At 64.4% G+C, this 16,987-nt stretch carries 15 protein-coding genes and 3 pseudogenes; 7 read left to right on the top strand and 11 right to left on the bottom strand.

The features are described 5' to 3' along the window. Positions 1–487 (bottom strand): annotated as a pseudogene (locus ACI944_RS04125) (type II secretion system protein); the annotation flags it as partial. 268 nt (positions 488–755) lie between these two features. Here ACI944_RS04125 and ACI944_RS04120 point away from each other — a divergent pair. Then, positions 756–1,199: a DUF5793 family protein gene (locus ACI944_RS04120; RefSeq protein ID WP_411717802.1), complete on the top strand. Its 444-nt coding sequence runs from the start codon at positions 756–758 to the stop codon at positions 1,197–1,199. Positions 1,200–1,239: 40 nt separating this feature from the next. Here the strand turns inward: ACI944_RS04120 and ACI944_RS04115 are convergent, their stop codons facing one another. The 3 genes from ACI944_RS04115 to cyaB all read right to left on the bottom strand — a co-directional run bounded on the left by ACI944_RS04115 (position 1,240) and on the right by cyaB (position 3,610). Then, positions 1,240–1,692: a DUF5804 family protein gene (locus tag ACI944_RS04115; protein ID WP_411717801.1), complete on the bottom strand. Its 453-nt coding sequence runs from the start codon at positions 1,690–1,692 to the stop codon at positions 1,240–1,242. Positions 1,693–1,796: 104 nt separating this feature from the next. Continuing rightward, entirely contained in the window at positions 1,797–3,002 is a 1,206-nt protein-coding gene (locus ACI944_RS04110; RefSeq protein WP_411717800.1) for a methionine adenosyltransferase, read from the bottom strand. Positions 3,003–3,076: 74 nt separating this feature from the next. Next, entirely contained in the window at positions 3,077–3,610 is a 534-nt protein-coding gene (cyaB, locus tag ACI944_RS04105; protein WP_411717799.1) for a class IV adenylate cyclase, read from the bottom strand. 126 nt (positions 3,611–3,736) lie between these two features. Here cyaB and ACI944_RS04100 point away from each other — a divergent pair, with 126 nt between their 5' ends. Then, the gene (locus ACI944_RS04100) at positions 3,737–4,675 is read left to right on the top strand and encodes an FKBP-type peptidyl-prolyl cis-trans isomerase (RefSeq protein WP_411717798.1); all 939 of its coding nucleotides are present in this window, start codon (positions 3,737–3,739) and stop codon (positions 4,673–4,675) included. 81 nt (positions 4,676–4,756) lie between these two features. Here the strand turns inward: ACI944_RS04100 and ACI944_RS04095 are convergent, their stop codons facing one another. The 7 genes and pseudogenes from ACI944_RS04095 to ACI944_RS04065 form a co-directional block, all read right to left on the bottom strand. Beyond that, complete coding sequence (locus ACI944_RS04095; protein ID WP_411717797.1) at positions 4,757–6,760, bottom strand: NosD domain-containing protein; 2,004 nt, start codon at positions 6,758–6,760, stop codon at positions 4,757–4,759. A 412-nt stretch (positions 6,761–7,172) separates the two neighbouring features. Continuing rightward, positions 7,173–7,298: a hypothetical protein gene (locus tag ACI944_RS04090; protein ID WP_411717796.1), complete on the bottom strand. Its 126-nt coding sequence runs from the start codon at positions 7,296–7,298 to the stop codon at positions 7,173–7,175. Between the two features lie 113 nt (positions 7,299–7,411). Further along, positions 7,412–7,672, bottom strand: a complete 261-nt coding sequence (locus ACI944_RS04085; protein ID WP_411717795.1) for a hypothetical protein — start codon at positions 7,670–7,672, stop codon at positions 7,412–7,414. A 77-nt stretch (positions 7,673–7,749) separates the two neighbouring features. Continuing rightward, positions 7,750–8,007, bottom strand: a pseudogene (locus ACI944_RS04080) (biotin/lipoyl-containing protein); the annotation flags it as partial. A 71-nt stretch (positions 8,008–8,078) separates the two neighbouring features. After that, positions 8,079–9,600 (bottom strand): annotated as a pseudogene (locus ACI944_RS04075) (acetyl/propionyl/methylcrotonyl-CoA carboxylase subunit alpha); the annotation flags it as partial. 83 nt (positions 9,601–9,683) lie between these two features. Then, positions 9,684–9,929 (bottom strand): acc operon protein, encoded by a 246-nt coding sequence (locus ACI944_RS04070; RefSeq protein ID WP_411717794.1) that lies wholly within the window; start codon positions 9,927–9,929, stop codon positions 9,684–9,686. A gap of 2 nt (positions 9,930–9,931) precedes the next feature. Then, positions 9,932–11,482, bottom strand: a complete 1,551-nt coding sequence (locus ACI944_RS04065; protein ID WP_411717793.1) for an acyl-CoA carboxylase subunit beta — start codon at positions 11,480–11,482, stop codon at positions 9,932–9,934. 156 nt (positions 11,483–11,638) lie between these two features. On the opposite strand from ACI944_RS04065, the gene ACI944_RS04060 reads away from it, so the two are divergent. The 5 genes from ACI944_RS04060 to ACI944_RS04040 all read left to right on the top strand — a co-directional run. Then, on the top strand, positions 11,639–12,298 hold the full coding sequence (locus ACI944_RS04060; protein ID WP_411717792.1) for a glycerophosphodiester phosphodiesterase: 660 nt from the start codon (positions 11,639–11,641) through the stop codon (positions 12,296–12,298). A 105-nt stretch (positions 12,299–12,403) separates the two neighbouring features. Continuing rightward, positions 12,404–13,549 (top strand): ADP-forming succinate--CoA ligase subunit beta, encoded by a 1,146-nt coding sequence (gene sucC, locus ACI944_RS04055; RefSeq protein WP_411717791.1) that lies wholly within the window; start codon positions 12,404–12,406, stop codon positions 13,547–13,549. Further along, positions 13,546–14,415 carry a succinate--CoA ligase subunit alpha gene (gene sucD / locus ACI944_RS04050; protein WP_411717790.1) on the top strand — a complete coding sequence of 290 codons (870 nt, stop codon included), beginning with the start codon at positions 13,546–13,548 and terminating at the stop codon, positions 14,413–14,415. The genes sucC and sucD overlap by 4 nt, the downstream gene beginning before the upstream one ends. Before the next feature lie 154 nt (positions 14,416–14,569). Then, positions 14,570–15,448 carry a homoserine kinase gene (locus tag ACI944_RS04045; protein ID WP_411717789.1) on the top strand — a complete coding sequence of 293 codons (879 nt, stop codon included), beginning with the start codon at positions 14,570–14,572 and terminating at the stop codon, positions 15,446–15,448. A gap of 316 nt (positions 15,449–15,764) precedes the next feature. Next, on the top strand, positions 15,765–16,987 hold a 1,223-nt coding region (locus tag ACI944_RS04040; RefSeq protein ID WP_411717788.1), incomplete at its 3' end, for a peroxidase family protein.

Genomic DNA, 16,987 nt, shown 5'->3' with positions numbered 1-16,987 from the left:
TCAGCGGATCGACCTTGCCGAAGCCCTGGAACCGCCGGTAGAGATAATAGTACAGCCGGTAGAATCCTGCGACGTCCGGCTCGACCCCGTATCGCTCGAGCCGCGTTCGGAGTTCCGACCGGAGGACATCGTGTGGGTCGCCGTCGTGTTCGGTGTATAAAAGCGGGACCCGGACATCGTCGTACAGCGTCTCGAGAACGTCGCGCTCGAAACGGTCGAGTTCGGGTTCAACAACGTGATACCGGTGTTCGTTTTCCTCGTCGTCGTGTGTGATGACAGCGTATGAAAAGGGCGCGTTCAGCCAGTACGCCTCAACCCGTTCACCGTCGAACGTCCGGTCGCCAACAATCCGGCTGTGTTCGCCGGGGTGGTACGGTTCGTCGGAGATCGACGACCCGCGGAGCGACTCGACCGCCCGGGCGAGTCGCTGTCGAACCGATCGGGTCGGACGCTCGTCCGGGCGAGCGGACGCGTTGTCTGGGTCCATCGATGTCGCGTACCCGGCTATATGCGAGCGGACGGAATAAAACTCCGCCGTATTCGGCCTGGCGTTCCACCGATCGTGCCGTTTCTGCCGGCGTCGGCGCAGCCCCGACCGTCGCCAGCCCACCCCCACCATCATCGGAGCCTCCCGAATGATTGCGATGTTCGTTCCGGGACAGCCAGGGGTCGACTCGACCCCACGCGGACCGGGCCGTCTCTGACGAGGGCGTTACGTTCATGCGTGCGGCGCTCGTACCAACACGCAAACAGGGATGCGGCGTGACTACTTCACTCTAGAGACGGCGGATGTGACGGCCGACGAACCAGGAGAACCGACCGTGTCGATCACGTACGAGGGGCCGACGGAGGAGCTCGAAACGCGGCTTCGGCGCAACGACGGCCAACTCGACGGCGACGGCGTCGACGTGGCCTACCGGCTACACGAGCCACTCGACGCCGACGCGCCGACGGGCGTTTTCGCGGTGTCGGACCGTATTACCGGCGAGTACGTCCTCGAGGTCAACGTCGAGAGCGCCCCGATCCTCTCGATCGTCGAGGCGGCCGGTGCCGATACCGACGGCCGGTACCGGCTCGTCATCGAGACCGACGAGGGGACCCAGTTGGCGGCCTACGATAAGTCGACGCTTTTAGTATACGACGACGATGGGAACCTGCTCCGCGACCGGAGTCTCATCCCCAGCAGCGTCGAGATCTGAGTGCGGGCAGAACGCGAGCGTGGATCGACGCGGTCGCGCGCTACGCGCCGAACTCGGATTCGGTCACCCGGACGGCGAGGGTATCCGCAACCTCGTGAAGGTCGTACGCCGGGAGCTCCGGGCCGGTTCGGGTCACGAACATCGGTTCGAGAAGTCGCCCGTTGTCCACGCCGAACAGCTTTAGATACCGCCCGGAGTCGGCGTGATCGAGTTCATCGTCGCGGATCGCCGTCGCGACCGCGCGCGAGAGCCACTCGTCGTCGCTCACCGACGGGTCAAGGACGAGCGCCTCGCGGGCGAACCGGACCAGATACCAATTGAGGTCGTTCAGCAGTGCGACGGCGGCGCCCAGCGAGACAGTCTCGAGCGCGACTGTGTTGGTATAGGGTGCGGCGAGGTCGTAGGTCGCAAGCGCCGCTCGCGACGTCTCGCGGCTGAGGAGTTCGTATCGTAACTCGACGTCGTCCTCGCCGACGAGACACACTCGCGTCATGGCCGGACATACGGAGCGACTGAAAAAGCGGTTTCGCTCGACCGACGGCGGGCAGATGGTGGCCGACACCCCCGATCGTAACCCCCGACTCGTTCCCGTTCCGGTCAGAACGTCGTCAACTCGCCGTCGATCACGCGTTCCGTGATATCAGTCACGTTCGCGAGCTCGTCGTCGATGATCGCCTCGACCTCCGCTTCGATATCACCGACCTCGACGCCCGCAACCGTGACGAGGCTGGCGTCGGCAACGTGAGGCCGATCGATCGGCTTGCCGATCTGCGAGAGCAGACGGATGCGGACCTCACGGATGTCGTCGACCGCCTCGACGACCGAGCGGGCGATCTCCGTCGAGAGCAGATTGTAGATCTTTCCGATGTGGTTGACCGGATTCTTGCCCGAGGTGGCCTCCATCGACATCGAACGGTTCGGCGTTATAAGACCGTTCGAGCGGTTGCCGCGGCCGACGGAGCCGTCGTCGCCCTGTTCGGCGCTTGTCCCTACCGTTGTGAGGTAGATCGAGCCCTCCTCGTAGTCGTCGGCGGTGTTGACGTGGACCCGAACGGTCCGGTCAGTGTACTCGGTGGCGAGATCTTCGACGAACGCCCGAACGCCCTCCATCGCCGCGTCGTACTCCTCGATCCCGTCGACGTACCGGTCGACAGCGGCAACGGCAACGGTTACGTCGATGGTCTCGGACTCGCGTTTGCCCATCACCTTGATGTCTTGGCCGATAACCGGGTTCTCGTCGCTGTATCGGCCGTTAAGTTGGCGCTCGGTCTCGAGGACGATCTGTTCCGTCTCGGTCAGCGGCGCGTGACCGACGCCAAAGGAGGTGTCGTTCGACATCGGGATCTGCGTGCCGTCCTCGCCGAAGACTTCTTGGAGGTCGCCCGAGCCCTCGCCCAACTTCACGTCGACCACGATGTCGGTGCCGAAGTCGATGAACGGGAACTGCTCGTCGATGTAGTCGCGGGCGGCCCTGAGCGCGATCGTCTCCGCGGGAATCTTCGTTCCCTTGTACTCCTTGGTCGCCCGGCCCGTAATCAGCAGGTAGATCGGATCGACGACCTCACCGCCACCGAAGGCGGGCGCCGAGCGGCCGGCGACCAACTGCGTCTCGTCGGTGTTGTAGTGGAGCACCGTCCCGATGCGGTCGAGATACTCCCGAGCCAGCGCCTGTGAAACGTGTTCGGCGATCCCGTCGCAGAGCGAGTCGGGGTGGCCCAGCCCCTTCCGCTCGACGATTTCGACGTCCTGATCCTCGACCGCGCGGCCGTCGACCGGCTCGACGCGGATGTTTCGGTCAGTCATTACCGTTCGTACCCTTCGACCGGTTCTATAACTTACGGAAACCAAATGGGCCTAATTGATTACCATCAGGCATATCACGTCTCGTCGAGCAGGAGGCCGAGATACGAGGTGCGAATTCCATCGTCGGGGTTGAGCCCGAGCCGTTCGAGCAGGTCGACCGCACCCTCGCGCGCGAATTCGATTTGCTCGGCCTCGGTTTCGACCTCGACGAACTCGCCGAGCCCGTCGACGGTGTCGAGCGTGACGGTGTACTCGCCGTGGTAGAACCGCTCTCGGCGTTTCTCGACCGTTGCCGCCGCCTCGAAGCCGACCGATTCTATGACGCCCGCCATCGTGTCTCCGTCGTCGACGCCCGTCTCAAGTTCCTCGCGGGTCTTCGAGGCGTCATCGACGAGTGGCCCTTTATAGGTGATCTTCGCCCGCTCGCCCGAGTCGTCCGTCTCCCGGCGGATGCGGAGCGCTTCGTCCGTCTCGGCGAACTCTCGAACCGGGTGGTCGTAGTACGTATCCACCTGCGATACCGTCCCCGCAGGCTCCGCGCCGATCGACTCGAGTCGGGCCCGGACCCGGTCGTGCTCGGCGCGAACCTTCAGTTCGACCTCGTACATACCGACTCCATCTCCGGGAACGGCAAAAAGGATCATGGCTTCCGTCCCGGATGGAAACTCGCCTTTTTGTCCCTTCGGCCGCGGTGAAACGTGATGGTTAAGGGTGAGACGGCTGTCGTGGGGAGTATGAGCGACGAATCCGACGAGGTCGAGGAGACAGAGACGGTTGAGGAAGACGCAGCCGAGGAAGCCGAGGGGCTTCAGGACGGCGAGTTCGTCCGGATCGCCTACACCGCCCGGACCACCGAGGACGGCCAGTTGGTCGACACAACCGACGAGGAGGTCGCCGAGGAGGAGGGCGTCGCTGACCAAGGCGAGTTCGAGCCCCGGACGATCGTGCTCGGAGAGGGCCACCTCTTCCCCGCGGTCGAGGACGACATCCGAGGCAAGGAGGTCGGCGGGACGGGAAGCGTCGTCGTCACCGCCGAGGAGGCCTTCGGCGCCTACGACGAGGAAGACGTCCAGACCGTCTCGGCCGACAAGATCGACGAGGACGACCGCTACCCCGGCGCTCGCATCCAGATCGACGGCGAGCAGGGCGTCCTGGAGACGATCATCGGCGGCCGCGCCCGCGTCGATTTCAATCACCCGCTGGCCGGCGAGGACATCGAGTACGAGTACGAACTGCTCGACACCGTCGAGGGCGACCTCGAACAGGCCCGCGGTCTGCTCGACATGATGCTCGATCTCGACCTCGAAATGTGGGTCGAAACCGACGACGTTGAGGAGACCCGCGTCGAGGAGCCGGACGACGACGAGGACGAGGATGCGGAGCCGGAGACGGTCACCGAAACCGTCGAGAAGCGCACCCTCTACATCGAGTCGACGCCGCAGCTTTCGATGAACCAGCAGTGGATGATGCAGAAACAGCAGATCGCCCAGCAGCTCATCGAACTCACCGACATCGACCGCATCCTAATTCAAGAAATCCTCGACGGCGGCGGCATGGGGATGGGTATGGGCGGCATGATGGGCGGTATGGGCGGCGGCGCGGGCGACGTCGACATCGAGGAGGCCTTAGAGGAGGCCGACATCGACGCCGACGAGATCGCCGACGAACTGTAATCGGCGGATCCGCTACCTTCGGGAGCGGCGACTTCGTTTCGGCCACCGGCAGCGTTCTTCGCCGGTCGAAATCGACGCTATCTATTGACCCGCGGAGCGACGCGTTCCGGACGCACAGACCGGTTCGGTGTCGGTTCGGCCGGTCCGCTCGAACCACCCCTCGTTCACCGGTTCACAGAGCGGTGCGGTGTCGATGACCTCGTCGGCTCGCATTCCCGGGACCGATCCCTGAAACCCGGCGAGGGCGTCCAAAGCTGGCGCACGCGCGAGCGCCGCGGTCCCGTCGGTCCGGTGGAGTCGCCCGTCGACGGGATCGGTCGGCGTGTATGTCCGCCGGATCACGGTCCCGTCGGTTCGTCCGGTCGCGCCCTCCCAGTAGTTCCCGCCGCCGTCGTAGGTCCAGATACGAAGGCGGCCGTTGGCCGATCTGACGTGCTGTTCGTTGGCGACAAAGTCGTTGTCGAACACCCGGTTTGTCGGGAGTTGTGCCCGCGCTTCGGCACCCGCGCGGTTGTCGGCGAACACGTTCCCTTCGACGATCGAGCCGACGACGTCGATCTGGAACCCGAGGTTGTTGTCCAGGATGACGTTGTCCGCGATGTACGATTCCGATCCGCCCACGACGAGCGCCGTCACCGTCTCGGTGATCCGGTTGCCGACGACCGCGTTCCGTTGTGGCCCCGTCATCACGTGGATGCCTGTGTACTCCTGCCCGGAGACGGTGTTGTTGCGCAACACCGACCCGGAAGTAAACATCAGGTGGATTCCCATCCGATTGTCGTAGATTTCGTTGTTCCTGACGACGATCCCATCGGAGCGGTGGGTATAGATGCCGTCCAATCCGCCGACGAACGTCGAGTCCTCGACAACCCCTGGCGAGCGCATCGCAACCAGCCCCATGTGGCCGTTTCGGTAGCTCTCGTTGCCGACGACGTGCACGTCTCTGACGACCGTTCCGGGCGACTCATAGAGGATGATCCCGGCAGCGTCGGTGTCGATCCCGACTCCGGAGACGAGCGCGTCCCGTGCGGTCTCGACGGCAATTGCGGTGTCGCCGCCGGCGTACGTCTCCTCGATGTCCTCGTCCCAGTACTCGTCGCCGATCGTATCGGCACTATCGTGGCTGGGATTGTTGACGTGGTTGTGATCGTCGGTCGCGGCCCCGCCGGGGACAGCGTTTCCGACTCCGGACACGTTGACATCGACGACAGCCGCTCGGGGAGAGCGCACGACGACGACGGTACCGTTGCCGTCACCGACGATTCGCGAGTCGTCGACGCCCCGGAGCGTCACCGGCCGGTCTATCTGTACCCGCCCCCGGTACGTCCCGCCCGGGAGGAGGACGGTCGTGTTCGGCGGCGCGGACTCGATCGCCTCGTTCACCGTCGACTCGTCCTCCCCGACGACGACCGACACCGGGCGCTCCCGGAGTCGGGTCCTCGAAGCCACGGTTTCGTTTGCCTCGCGGCGTTGCGTCTCCACCCGCTCGCGAAGCGCGGTTGCAGGCTCCGACTCGGTCGGTCGATCGAGCGCCGTCTGCCAGTCGATCACGCGCCCGCCGTGCTCGGCGGCGAAACTCCGGGCGGCGTCCCGCGTCGAAAACGGCAGCAACGCCGGACCGTCCGGTGTCCGCGCCGCGCTACCGGCCACGTACACCGCGTCCTCGGCTGGGACCCACCCCGGCGACCCGTCGGTGCTCGGGATCCCGTCGTCGGTCAACTCGAGTGACTGTCCCGTGTAATCGGTCACGTACGCCGCAGTCGGGTACCCGAACTGGTCTTTGTGATACGGCTGTCGCTGTTTCGCCGCGAACGACTCGATCCCGTAGTACCCGATCGGGAACGGATACTGTGAATAGAACACCTGCACGCGCGGCAGCGAAGCGTTCGGAGCCGCGTCCTCGAGACGGAGTTCATCCGCGAGCGTCAATCCGACGCTGACCGTTTCCTCGGAGTCGACCGGCTCCGGGGGCGCGGAGCCCACGTCGACGACAAACAGGCCTATCGATCCGCCGACAAGCGCGACGCCGACGAGGACGAACAGGGCCGTCCGGCCACCTATCGATTTGATCGAGTCCATGTGCATCAGCCGACAGCGTCGAGGAGGGCCGGGCGGTCACTACCGTGTACAGCCGCGCGCATTACGCGCCTCGACGATCGGATCTGCGGCCGCGCCGATCCCCCGAACCGGGGCTGGCTCCGTTTCCTCGAACCGGCGCGCCGGGGCAGCGGGCGATTTCAGCCCCGCTGGTGCCCGCCTTTGGCGTACTCGGTGTTCGGCAATTCATATCATCGGTATGAGTGCGTCGGTCTCAAAGGTGTTGGTGCGATCGCCTAGAGGCAGGCGGAGCACACCTGCGAACCGAGGCAGCGCCCGGGGCCCCGAGAAGTCTCGCCTTTCCGCGGAGGGGACATCGAACCCGTTCGGCCGTCCCACGGATAGAGCGGCGCGAAATCAGACGGCAAAATGTTCCGGGGTCGGTGTCTCCCGAGGATCGTTACCCTTCGGCAGAGCCACAGCGAATACAGGTTCCGTCCTCGTCGAACTTGCACCCGAGCGTCGCGCAGAGTTCGTTGGTGGTCGTCGCGCCATCGGCGTGCGCCGTCGTCTCCGACGTTGGCATACATACACATACAGAGACGAATATAAAAAACCCGGTGAACGATTCCCAGAGGTCGTGACCGGGCGCGGAGCGGCGGCCGTCGACGCCCCCGTTAGCGATCCCCACCGCTAGCTTCAATCGCCCGCCGGCACCACGTCGCGGTGTCGAACGACCGCCGGGAGCACATCTCCGGTTTCAACGTCCTCAACACGGTACGACGCGCGTGCGGTCTCGCGCGGAACGGCCTCGTCCCCGCCGTCACCGCCGGCGAAGACGTGAACAACGCGACACACTGTTCCGTCAAGCTCGCTTTCAGCGGCCTCCTCGGAGAGGTGCACCCGGACGCGGTCGCCTTCCTCGTACGGTTCGGTCCTCGTTTCAGAATCGTCAGTCATCTGTTCCACGGGATTGTTTCCACCGTCCATTTATAAATACTCGCGTGGCACAGCCATCGCCGGCGGACGGGCGCGGCCTACTCAAGAACGACGAGCGGGTCGCCTTGGTCGACCGAGTCACCCTCGCCGACCGCGATCTCAACGACGGTACCGCCGGTTTCGGCGATCACGTCGTTCTCCATCTTCATCGCCTCGAGCACGCAGATCACGTCCCCAGCGGCGACCGAATCGCCCTCGTCGATATCGACCGAGAGGATCGTCCCCTGCATCTCCGCCTCGACGACCTCGCCGTCGGCGTCGATCTCGGACTCGTCGTCGTCGCTTCCGCGACCGCGGGACGGTCGCTCCGCCGTTGTACCCGCCGCGTTCCCGCCCGAACCACCAGAGCCGCCGGCCAGGGCCGCGAACTCGCCGCTCTCCTCCAAGTTGACCTCGAAGCGCTTGCCGTTGACCTCGACGGTGAACTCCCGTTCAACGGTCTCCCCGTCGTCGGTCTCGCCCGACTCGGTATCGGCCCCCCACTTCCGCTGGGCCGCTTCGACGCGCTCTGGGTCGAGGTGTTCGTCGAGGTACTTCGTGGTGTGCCTGCCGGCGCCGAACGCGTCGTCCGTGAGCATCAGCCGGTGGAACGGGATGATCGTCGGGATGCCCTCGATGTCGTACTCCGAAAGCGCGCGCTCCGAGCGGGCAAAACACTCCTCGCGGTCGGCGGCGTGGACGATGAGTTTCGCCACCATCGAGTCGTAGTCGGTGACGAGGTCGTCGCCCTGCCGGAGCGCGTCGTCGACCCGGACGCCGATCCCGCCCGGCGGGTCGTACGTCTCGAGGTCGCCGCCCGTCGCGGGGGCGAAGTCCTCGGCCGCGTTCTCGGCGTTGATTCGGAACTCGATGGCGTGGCCGTCGAGTTCGACCGCTTCCTGTTCGAAGTCGATCTCCTCGCCGGCGGCGACCCGGAGTTGCCACTTGACGATGTCGACGCCCGTCAGTTCCTCGGTGACACAGTGTTCGACCTGGATCCGGGTGTTGACCTCGAGGAAATAGAAACTCGCGTCAGGGCCGAGCAGCTCGCCGTCGTCGCGGTCTTCCTCTTCGACGAGGAACTCGAAGGTGCCGGCGTTGTAGTAGTCGGCCGCGTCCGCGCCGCGGCGGGCGGCGTCGCCGACCTCCTCGCGGAGTTCATCGGAGAGGGCGGGCGACGGTCCCTCCTCGATAACCTTCTGATGGCGGCGCTGCAGCGAGCAGTCCCGCTCGCCGAGGTGTCTAACATTGCCGTGCTCGTCGGCGAGAATCTGGACCTCGATGTGTCTGGGGTTCTCCAGGTAACGCTCAAGATACACCGAGTCGTTGTCGAAGTACGCCTCACCCTCCCGTTTTGCGGCGTCGAGTTGGTCGGCCGCCTCCTCGGGGTCGTGAACGATCTTCATGCCGCGGCCGCCGCCACCGCCCTCGGCCTTTATAGCGATCGGGTAGCCGTACTCCTCGCCGAACTCGTGGACCTCCGAGACGTCCGTGACGGGATCGTTCGTCCCGGGGACGATCGGAACGTCCGCGGACTGCATGACTGTCCTGGCTTTCGTCTTCTCGCCGGCCTGCTCCATCGACTCCGCGGAGGGGCCGACCCAGGTCACACCCTCCGTCGACTCGACGGCGGCGGCGAACGCCGCGTTCTCCGCGAGGAAGCCATAGCCCGGGTGGATCGCGTCGGCGCCGGCCTTCCGGGCGGCGTCGATGACAGCGTCGTGATCGAGATACGAGTCGGCCGCGCGCGCCGGGCCGATATTGTACGCTTCGTCGGCGTAGCGGACGTGGCCGGCGTGTTTATCGGCCTCGCTGTACACCGCAACGGTGTCGACCCCGAGGTCCACACAGGCGCGCATGACGCGGACCGCGATCTCCCCGCGGTTGGCGACGAGCACTTTATCGAACATTATTATTCGATCGGTGTTACGGCGAGCACCTTATTCTATCGATCCGTGATGTGTCGGTCGATTGGCAAGAACGGCGACCGCGATCAGAACCGATCGGTCCGCCCCGCGGTGCTCCAGTCGTCGGCGGGCGCGTCAGTTGGCGCGCGAACGCGGCGGCTCTGAAGCCCCGCAACGCGCCCGGTGAACACCCAGGGGTCGCGGGACGGTTCTACCGACTGCTCGGCCCCTGCCTGCGCTTCCGCCTCAGCGGCAAGCGTCCGGAGAACGGCCGTGATCGCGGCCGCCTCCGATTCGTCGGCGTCGTCGGGGATCTCGATCTCCAGCGCCATCGTCACAACGGGATGTTCCCGTGTTTCTTGTCGGGTTGATCCTTGCGCTTTGATTCGAGCATTTCGAGGTCGTGAATCAGCCGCGGGCGCGTCTCGGTGGGTTCGAGCACGTCGTCGATGAAGCCGCGCTCGGCGGCGGTAAAGGGATTTGCGAACGTATCTCTGTACTCGTCTATGAGTTGGTCGCGGCGGGCCTCCACGTCGTCGGCGTCGGCCAACTCGTCGCGGTACAGCACATTGACCGCGCCCTTCGGACCCATGACGGCGATCTCGGCGGTCGGCCACGCGTAGTTGACGTCGGCCTCCAGATGTTTCGACGCCATCACGTCGTAGGCGCCACCGTAGGCTTTCCGCGTGATGACGGTCAGGAGTGGGACCGTCGCTTCGCTGTATGCGTACAGGAGTTTCGCGCCGTGTTTGATGATCCCGTTGTGCTCTTGATCGGTGCCGGGCATGAATCCCGGAACGTCGACGAACGTGACGATCGGAATGTTGAACGCGTCGCAGAATCGGACGAAACGGCCGCCCTTCAATGAGGCGTCGATGTTGAGGGTGCCGGCGTTGACCCGTGGCTGGTTCGCGACGACGCCGACCGAGCGGCCGTCGAGACGGCCGAAGCCGGTGACGAGGTTGCGTGCGTATGACTCGGCGACCTCGAAGAAGGAGCCCTCGTCGACAATCCGGTCGATAACGTCGACGATATCGTAGGGCTTTCGCGGTTGGTCGGGGACGATCTCCTCGAGTGTCTCGTCGCGGCGCTCGGGGTCGTCCCAGGGTTCGACCCGCGGCGGGTCCTCGACGTTGTTCGAGGGGAGATACGAGAGCAGATACCGGATGTCGTCGAGGGCGTCCTTCTCGTCGGCCGCCGAGAAGTGTGCAACCCCCGACTCGCCGGTGTGAGTCGACGCGCCGCCCAACTCCTCGAAGCCGACCTCCTCACCTGTGACCGTCTCGATCACGTCGGGACCCGTGATGAACATGTGGCTCGTGTCCTGCACCATGTAGATGAAATCGGTGATCGCGGGCGAGTACACCGCGCCGCCCGCGCAGGGTCCCATGATCGCGGAGATCTGCGGGACGACGCCCGATGCCTTCTGATTCCGGTGGAAGATATCGGCATAACCAGCCAGCGAATCGATCCCCTCTTGAATGCGTGCACCCGCGGAATCGTTCAGTCCGATAATGGGCGCGCCGGTCTCGATGGCCCGGTCCATCACCTTACAGACCTTCTCGGCGAAGGCCTCTCCCAGTGAACCGCCAAAGACGGTAAAGTCGTGTGCGAAGACAAAGACGGTTCGGCCGTCGACCTCCCCGTATCCCGTGACGACGCCGTCACCGTACGGCTGGTCGTCGTCCATGTCGAAGTTGGTGCAGCGATGCGTTTTTAGCTGGTCGAACTCCTCGAAGGTGCCGTCGTCGAGGAAGTACTCGACGCGCTCGCGTGCGGTCAGTTTGCCCTTCTCGTGTTGTTTCTCGATACGGTCCTCGCCGCCGCCACGCTCGGCGTCACGCTTTTTTTCGCGTACGTCTTCGATGCTGTCATCCATAGTCATGGGTCGGTCTTAGTCGAGAAACGACCAGCAATTAAAAAGACGTTCCGCTATCATGATGACAGATAGCTAGACGACGGATACTGAATACCGCGACAACAGATGAGCCGACGGCGACAGTCACTAGCCTCTTAAGATCAAGAGCAATAGACCCTACGCATGCGCCTCATCGCCCACCGTGGCTTCCGTTCGATACACCCCGAAAACACACTGGAAGCGCTTGAGGCCGCCACCGCGGTCGCTGATGGCATCGAGATCGATGTCCGTCGGTGTGCCAGCGGCGAACTCGTCGTCATCCACGACCCGACGATCGATCGAATCGCGGACGGGAGCGAGGCAGTCGCAGATCTCACTCAAGCGGAACTTGAGGCGCTGGACGTACTCGGGAGCGGGGCTGGGGTGCCAACGCTCGCCGAGGCCCTGCGGACGGTCCCGGACCACGTCGGTGTCAACGTCGAACTCAAAGAACAGGGAACGGAGGCTGATGCGCTCCGACACCTCTCCTCCATGCACCCCAACAGCATCGTTTCCGCCTTCGACCGGAGCGTGCTCGCCGAGTGTCGGGCTGCCGATCCAACTGTTCCGCGGGCCTACCTCACCGCCGAGCCGGGGACGGACTGTGTCGGTACGGCTGCCGAACTCGACTGTGAGTTCCTCCACCCTCCGGCCGATGCCTGTACGGAGCAACTCGTCAACGCCGCCCACCGCGCCGGAATGAGCGTCACGGCTTGGACGGTAGACTCAGTCTCGGAGACCGAGCACCTCGCCGATGTTGGCGTCGACGGCGTGATCGCCGATCGACCGAGCGTTCTCGCCTGAGAGCCACGCTAAAGGCTGTTCTCCGGTCGAATCGCCGCGGTTCGAGCGCGGATTCGTTTCGGTACTACTAACTCCGAGTCTTTCGACAGTTCGGCCGAACCAGCGATGAAACTTCACGAATACCAAGCAAAAGGTGTCTTCGCCGACGCCGGGATCCCCGTTCCGGACTCGACACTCGCCTCGACCGTCGACGACGCGGTTGAGGCGGCCGAGGGGATCGGCTACCCGGTCGCGATCAAGGCGCAGGTACAGGTCGGCGGCCGCGGCAAGGCCGGTGGCATCAAACTCGTCGACGACGCCGAGGAGGCCCGTGAGGCCGCTGACGAGATCCTCGGGATGGACCTCAAAGGGCTGCACGTCGACCGCGTGCTCGTCGAGGCAGCCGTCGACTTCACGAACGAACTCTACGTCGGCGTGACGATGGACCGTGGCGAGGGCAAGCCGGTGGCGATGGTCTCGACCCGCGGCGGCGTCGACATCGAGGAGGTCGCCGCCGAGGAGCCCGACGCCATCGTGCGCGAGCACATCGATCCGGCGTTCGGGATGCATCCCTACCAGGCTCGAAAGGCCGCCTTCGAGGCCGGTGTCGACCGTGCGGTGGCTAACGACGTCGCCTCGATTCTCACCCAGCTCTACGAGCTCTGGGACGACAAGGACGCCACCGAGATCGAGGTCAACCCTCTCATGATCACGGCCGACGACGAGGTCGTCGCGGCGGACGCGGTCATGAACATCGACGAGGACGCGTTGTTTCGCCATCCCGACCTCGCAGAGATGGAAGAGGAGGCCGCGAGCGACGAACTCGAGGCGAAGGCCAACGAGTACGGTTTCGACTACGTCAGGTTGTCTGGCAACACGGGTATCATCGGCAACGGCGCTGGCCTCGTCATGACGACGCTCGATCTGGTCGACTACTACGGCGGGTCGCCGGCCAACTTCCTCGACATCGGCGGCGGCGCGAAGGCCGAACGCGTCACGAACGCCCTCGATATGGTCTTCTCGGACGAGAACGTCGATTCGGTCGTGTTCAATATCTTCGGCGGAATTACCCGTGGCGACGAGGTCGCGATGGGGATCAACGAAGCCCTCGAACAGTTCGACGAGATCCCGAAGGAGGTCGTCGTCCGACTCGCCGGGACTAACGCGGAGGAAGGAATGGAGATCCTGAACACGGACCTCGTAACAGTCGAGGAGACGCTGGAGGACGCCGTCCAGCGTGCGGTCGAATACGCCGAGGAGGAAGAACAATGAGTATTCTCGTCGACAACGATACACGCGTCGTGGTACAGGGGATCACCGGCGGTGAGGGGAAGTTCCACACCGGCCAGATGATGGAGTACGGCACGAACATCGTGGCAGGTGCGGTGCCCGGACGCGGCGGCCAGGAGGTCGACGGTGTCCCGGTTTACGACACCGTCCACCAGGCCGCCCGCGAGGAGGACGCCAACGCGTCGGTGGTCTTCGTCCCGCCGGCGTTCGCCGCCGACGCGCTGTTTGAGGCGCTCGACTCGCCCGTCGACCTCGTTGTCGCCATCACCGAGGGCGTCCCGCAACAGGATATGGCGACGGTCTACCGAAAGCTATCGGAGACCGACACCCACCTGATCGGACCGAACTGCCCGGGCCTCATTACGCCCGGCGAGGCGAAACTCGGCATCCTGCCGGGCAACATCTTCGCCGAGGGCAACGTCGGGTTGGTCTCCCGTTCGGGGACGCTCACCTACCAGGTCGTCGACAACCTCACCCAGCGTGGGATCGGCCAGACCTCGGCGGTCGGCATCGGCGGCGATCCCATCATCGGGACGGACTTCGTCGACGCCCTCGAACTGTTCGAGAATGACCCCGACACCGAGGCCGTTGCGATGTGCGGCGAGATCGGCGGCGAGGACGAGGAGGAGGCCGCGGCGTTCATCGGCGAGCACATGGATACGCCTGTCGCTGGCTTCATCGCTGGCCGGACCGCTCCGCCGGGCAAACGGATGGGTCACGCGGGCGCGATCGTCTCCGGGTCGGGCACCGGCACCGCGGAGTCGAAGATTAACGCCCTGAACGACGCGGGCGTCCCGGTCGGCGACACGCCCAACGAGGTCGCCGACCACATCGAGGGCTTCTTATAAAAGCCCCGGCGATGGTTCCGGCTCAACTCGGCGTGTGATCAATGTCGGTTATGCCGCGGCGAGACGAGCAGGCCGGGGGGTTCCCCGGCCGTGTCGCTCCCCGTCGCGGCGCGAAAGGTCGGGTTTTATTCCGGGGCGACGGAAACGAAGGCACATGGTAACGGTGCGGGCTCCCGCGACGAGCGCCAACCTTGGAAGTGGCTTCGACGTTTTCGGTGCGGCGCTGGAGCGACCGGCGGATGTCGTCCGCGTCGAGAGGGCCGACCGCACTACAATCGAGGTGACCGGCGTCGGAAGCCAGTACATCCCGGAAGACCCCGAAAAGAACACCGTCGGCGCGGTCGCGGAGGCGCTTGAGGCTCCGGCTCACATCGAGATCGACAAGGGCGTTCGGCCGGCCTCGGGGCTCGGTTCTTCGGCGGCATCGGCCGCGGCCGCCGCGGTCGGCCTGAATGAACTGTACGATCGCGGCCTCTCAAAGGAAGCGCTCGTCCCGATCGCCGCCGAGGGCGAAGCGGTCGTTTCGGGGGCGGCCCACGCCGACAACGTCGCCCCCTCGATCATGGGCGGGTTCACGATCGCCCGCCAAGACGGGGTGACGGCGGTCGACGCGTCGATCCCGCTCGTCACCTGCCTACCCGAGATCGTCGTCTCGACGCGGGACGCCAGAGGGGTCGTCCCGGACGGGGCACGCATGGAAGAAGTCGTCGAGGTCGTCGGAAACGCGGCGACGCTTGCGGTCGGGATGGCGAGAGACGACCCCGACCTCGTCGGGCGCGGGATGGACGACTCGATCGTCACGCCCGCCCGCGCCAAATTGATCGCCGGGTACGAAGCCGTCCGTTCGGCCGCGTTCGACGCCGGGGCGACCGGCGTGACGATTTCCGGGGCCGGCCCTACGGTGATCGCCGCTTGCCACGAGCAGGACCGTCGGACCATCGCGGGGACGATGCTCGACGCCTTCGACGACGTCGGTGTCGACGCCCGCGCCTATCAGACAGCGATCGGGCGTGGTGCCGAGGTCTTCGGGTAAGCGCACCGAACGGGCGGATACCGCGCAATAGGGCGTCAGGCGAGGGTCCGTTTCATCGTCTTTCCCGTCGGCAAGCGTCGAAATGTACGGTATATATAAAGTACGTTATTCATATATTTTAGTGAGAAACCGGCGCCAGCTATGAGAAATTTTCACAATGCTATGTGTCACAGCAGTTTAAAAAGATCATACGCAACGCGAGAAGTAGATTCAATGGCACCGATTGTTTACGCATCTGACATTTGACTTTGGCCAGCGGAGATATATCCTTTAGCTATCGATAACATTAAATTGCCAAAGCAGTAAGATAACAACGATGAGTTCACAAGGTCGCAAATCAAACGAAGAGTGGTGGCCAAACCGCCTGAACCTCGATATTCTTGATCAAAACGCACAACAGACCGACCCGCAGGGGGAGGCGTTCAACTACGGGGAGGCGTTCGAGTCCCTTGATCTGGAATCGGTAAAGGCAGACATCGAAGACGTAATGACGACGTCGCAGGACTGGTGGCCGGCCGACTACGAACACTACGGGCCGTTTTTTATTCGGATGGCCTGGCACAGTGCCGGCACGTATCGCGCGAGCGACGGTCGTGGCGGCGCAGCCGGCGGTCGTCAGCGGTTCGCACCCATCAATAGCTGGCCTGACAACGCGAACCTTGATAAGGCCCGCAGGCTGCTGTGGCCGGTGAAACAGAAGTACGGCAAGAGCCTCTCGTGGTCCGACCTGATGATTCTCGCGGGGAACGTGGCTGTCGAGTCGATGGGGTTTCAGACCTTCGGCTTCGCCGGCGGACGCGAGGACGCCTTCGACACTGATAAAGCCGTAAACTGGGGTCCAGAGGACGAGTTCGAGACGAACGAGCGGTTCGACGAACCCGGCGAGATCCAGGATGGACTCGGCGCGTCAGTGATGGGGCTCATATACGTGAACCCGGAAGGCCCGGACGGCCAGCCGGACCCGATGGCATCGGCGAAGAACATCCGACAGACGTTCTCCCGGATGGCGATGAACGACAAGCAGACGGCTGCGCTCATCGCCGGCGGGCACACGTTCGGGAAGGTCCACGGCGCAGACGATCCGGAGGAGAACATGGGCCCGGAACCGGAGGCTGCACCCATCGAGCAGCAGGGCCTCGGCTGGGAGCACGAGGGAGCCACCCAGGGCGCAATGATCACAAGCGGTATCGAGGGTCCCTGGACATCTTCGCCAACCGAGTGGGACATGGGCTACGTCAACAACCTGATGGACTACGAGTGGGAGCCGGAGAAAGGCCCCGGCGGTGCCTGGCAGTGGACGCCAACGGAGGGGCAGAATATCTCGGAAGCCCCGGACGCCCACAACGAAGACGAGTCAGTCACCCCGATGATGCTCACGACGGACATCGCTCTCAAGCGAGACCCGGACTACCGAGAGATAATGGAAACCTTCCAAGAGAACCCGATGGAGTTCGGGATAGCCTTCGCGAAGGCCTGGTACAAGCTGACCCATCGGGATATGGGCCCGCCTTCGCGGTTCCTCGGCCCGGAGGTGCCCGA

This window comes from Natronomonas sp. (assembly GCF_046710025.1).
In the GTDB taxonomy this organism is placed as follows: domain Archaea; phylum Halobacteriota; class Halobacteria; order Halobacteriales; family Haloarculaceae; genus Natronomonas.
The sequence above is the reverse complement of the archived record's forward strand: the minus strand, read 5'-3'. Positions and strand labels throughout refer to the sequence as shown.

What these genes read in the sequence shown, in the direction of transcription:
- ACI944_RS04120 (WP_411717802.1), top strand. Translation starts at nt 756, where the DNA reads ATGCGGCGTGACTACTTCACTCTAGAGACGGCGGATGTGACGGCCGAC.
- ACI944_RS04115 (WP_411717801.1), bottom strand. Translation starts at nt 1,692, where the DNA reads ATGACGCGAGTGTGTCTCGTCGGCGAGGACGACGTCGAGTTACGATAC.
- ACI944_RS04110 (WP_411717800.1), bottom strand. Translation starts at nt 3,002, where the DNA reads ATGACTGACCGAAACATCCGCGTCGAGCCGGTCGACGGCCGCGCGGTC.
- cyaB (WP_411717799.1), bottom strand. Translation starts at nt 3,610, where the DNA reads ATGTACGAGGTCGAACTGAAGGTTCGCGCCGAGCACGACCGGGTCCGG.
- ACI944_RS04100 (WP_411717798.1), top strand. Translation starts at nt 3,737, where the DNA reads ATGAGCGACGAATCCGACGAGGTCGAGGAGACAGAGACGGTTGAGGAA.
- ACI944_RS04095 (WP_411717797.1), bottom strand. Translation starts at nt 6,760, where the DNA reads ATGCACATGGACTCGATCAAATCGATAGGTGGCCGGACGGCCCTGTTC.
- ACI944_RS04090 (WP_411717796.1), bottom strand. Translation starts at nt 7,298, where the DNA reads ATGCCAACGTCGGAGACGACGGCGCACGCCGATGGCGCGACGACCACC.
- ACI944_RS04085 (WP_411717795.1), bottom strand. Translation starts at nt 7,672, where the DNA reads ATGACTGACGATTCTGAAACGAGGACCGAACCGTACGAGGAAGGCGAC.
- ACI944_RS04070 (WP_411717794.1), bottom strand. Translation starts at nt 9,929, where the DNA reads ATGGCGCTGGAGATCGAGATCCCCGACGACGCCGACGAATCGGAGGCG.
- ACI944_RS04065 (WP_411717793.1), bottom strand. Translation starts at nt 11,482, where the DNA reads ATGACTATGGATGACAGCATCGAAGACGTACGCGAAAAAAAGCGTGAC.
- ACI944_RS04060 (WP_411717792.1), top strand. Translation starts at nt 11,639, where the DNA reads ATGCGCCTCATCGCCCACCGTGGCTTCCGTTCGATACACCCCGAAAAC.
- sucC (WP_411717791.1), top strand. Translation starts at nt 12,404, where the DNA reads ATGAAACTTCACGAATACCAAGCAAAAGGTGTCTTCGCCGACGCCGGG.
- sucD (WP_411717790.1), top strand. Translation starts at nt 13,546, where the DNA reads ATGAGTATTCTCGTCGACAACGATACACGCGTCGTGGTACAGGGGATC.
- ACI944_RS04045 (WP_411717789.1), top strand. Translation starts at nt 14,570, where the DNA reads ATGGTAACGGTGCGGGCTCCCGCGACGAGCGCCAACCTTGGAAGTGGC.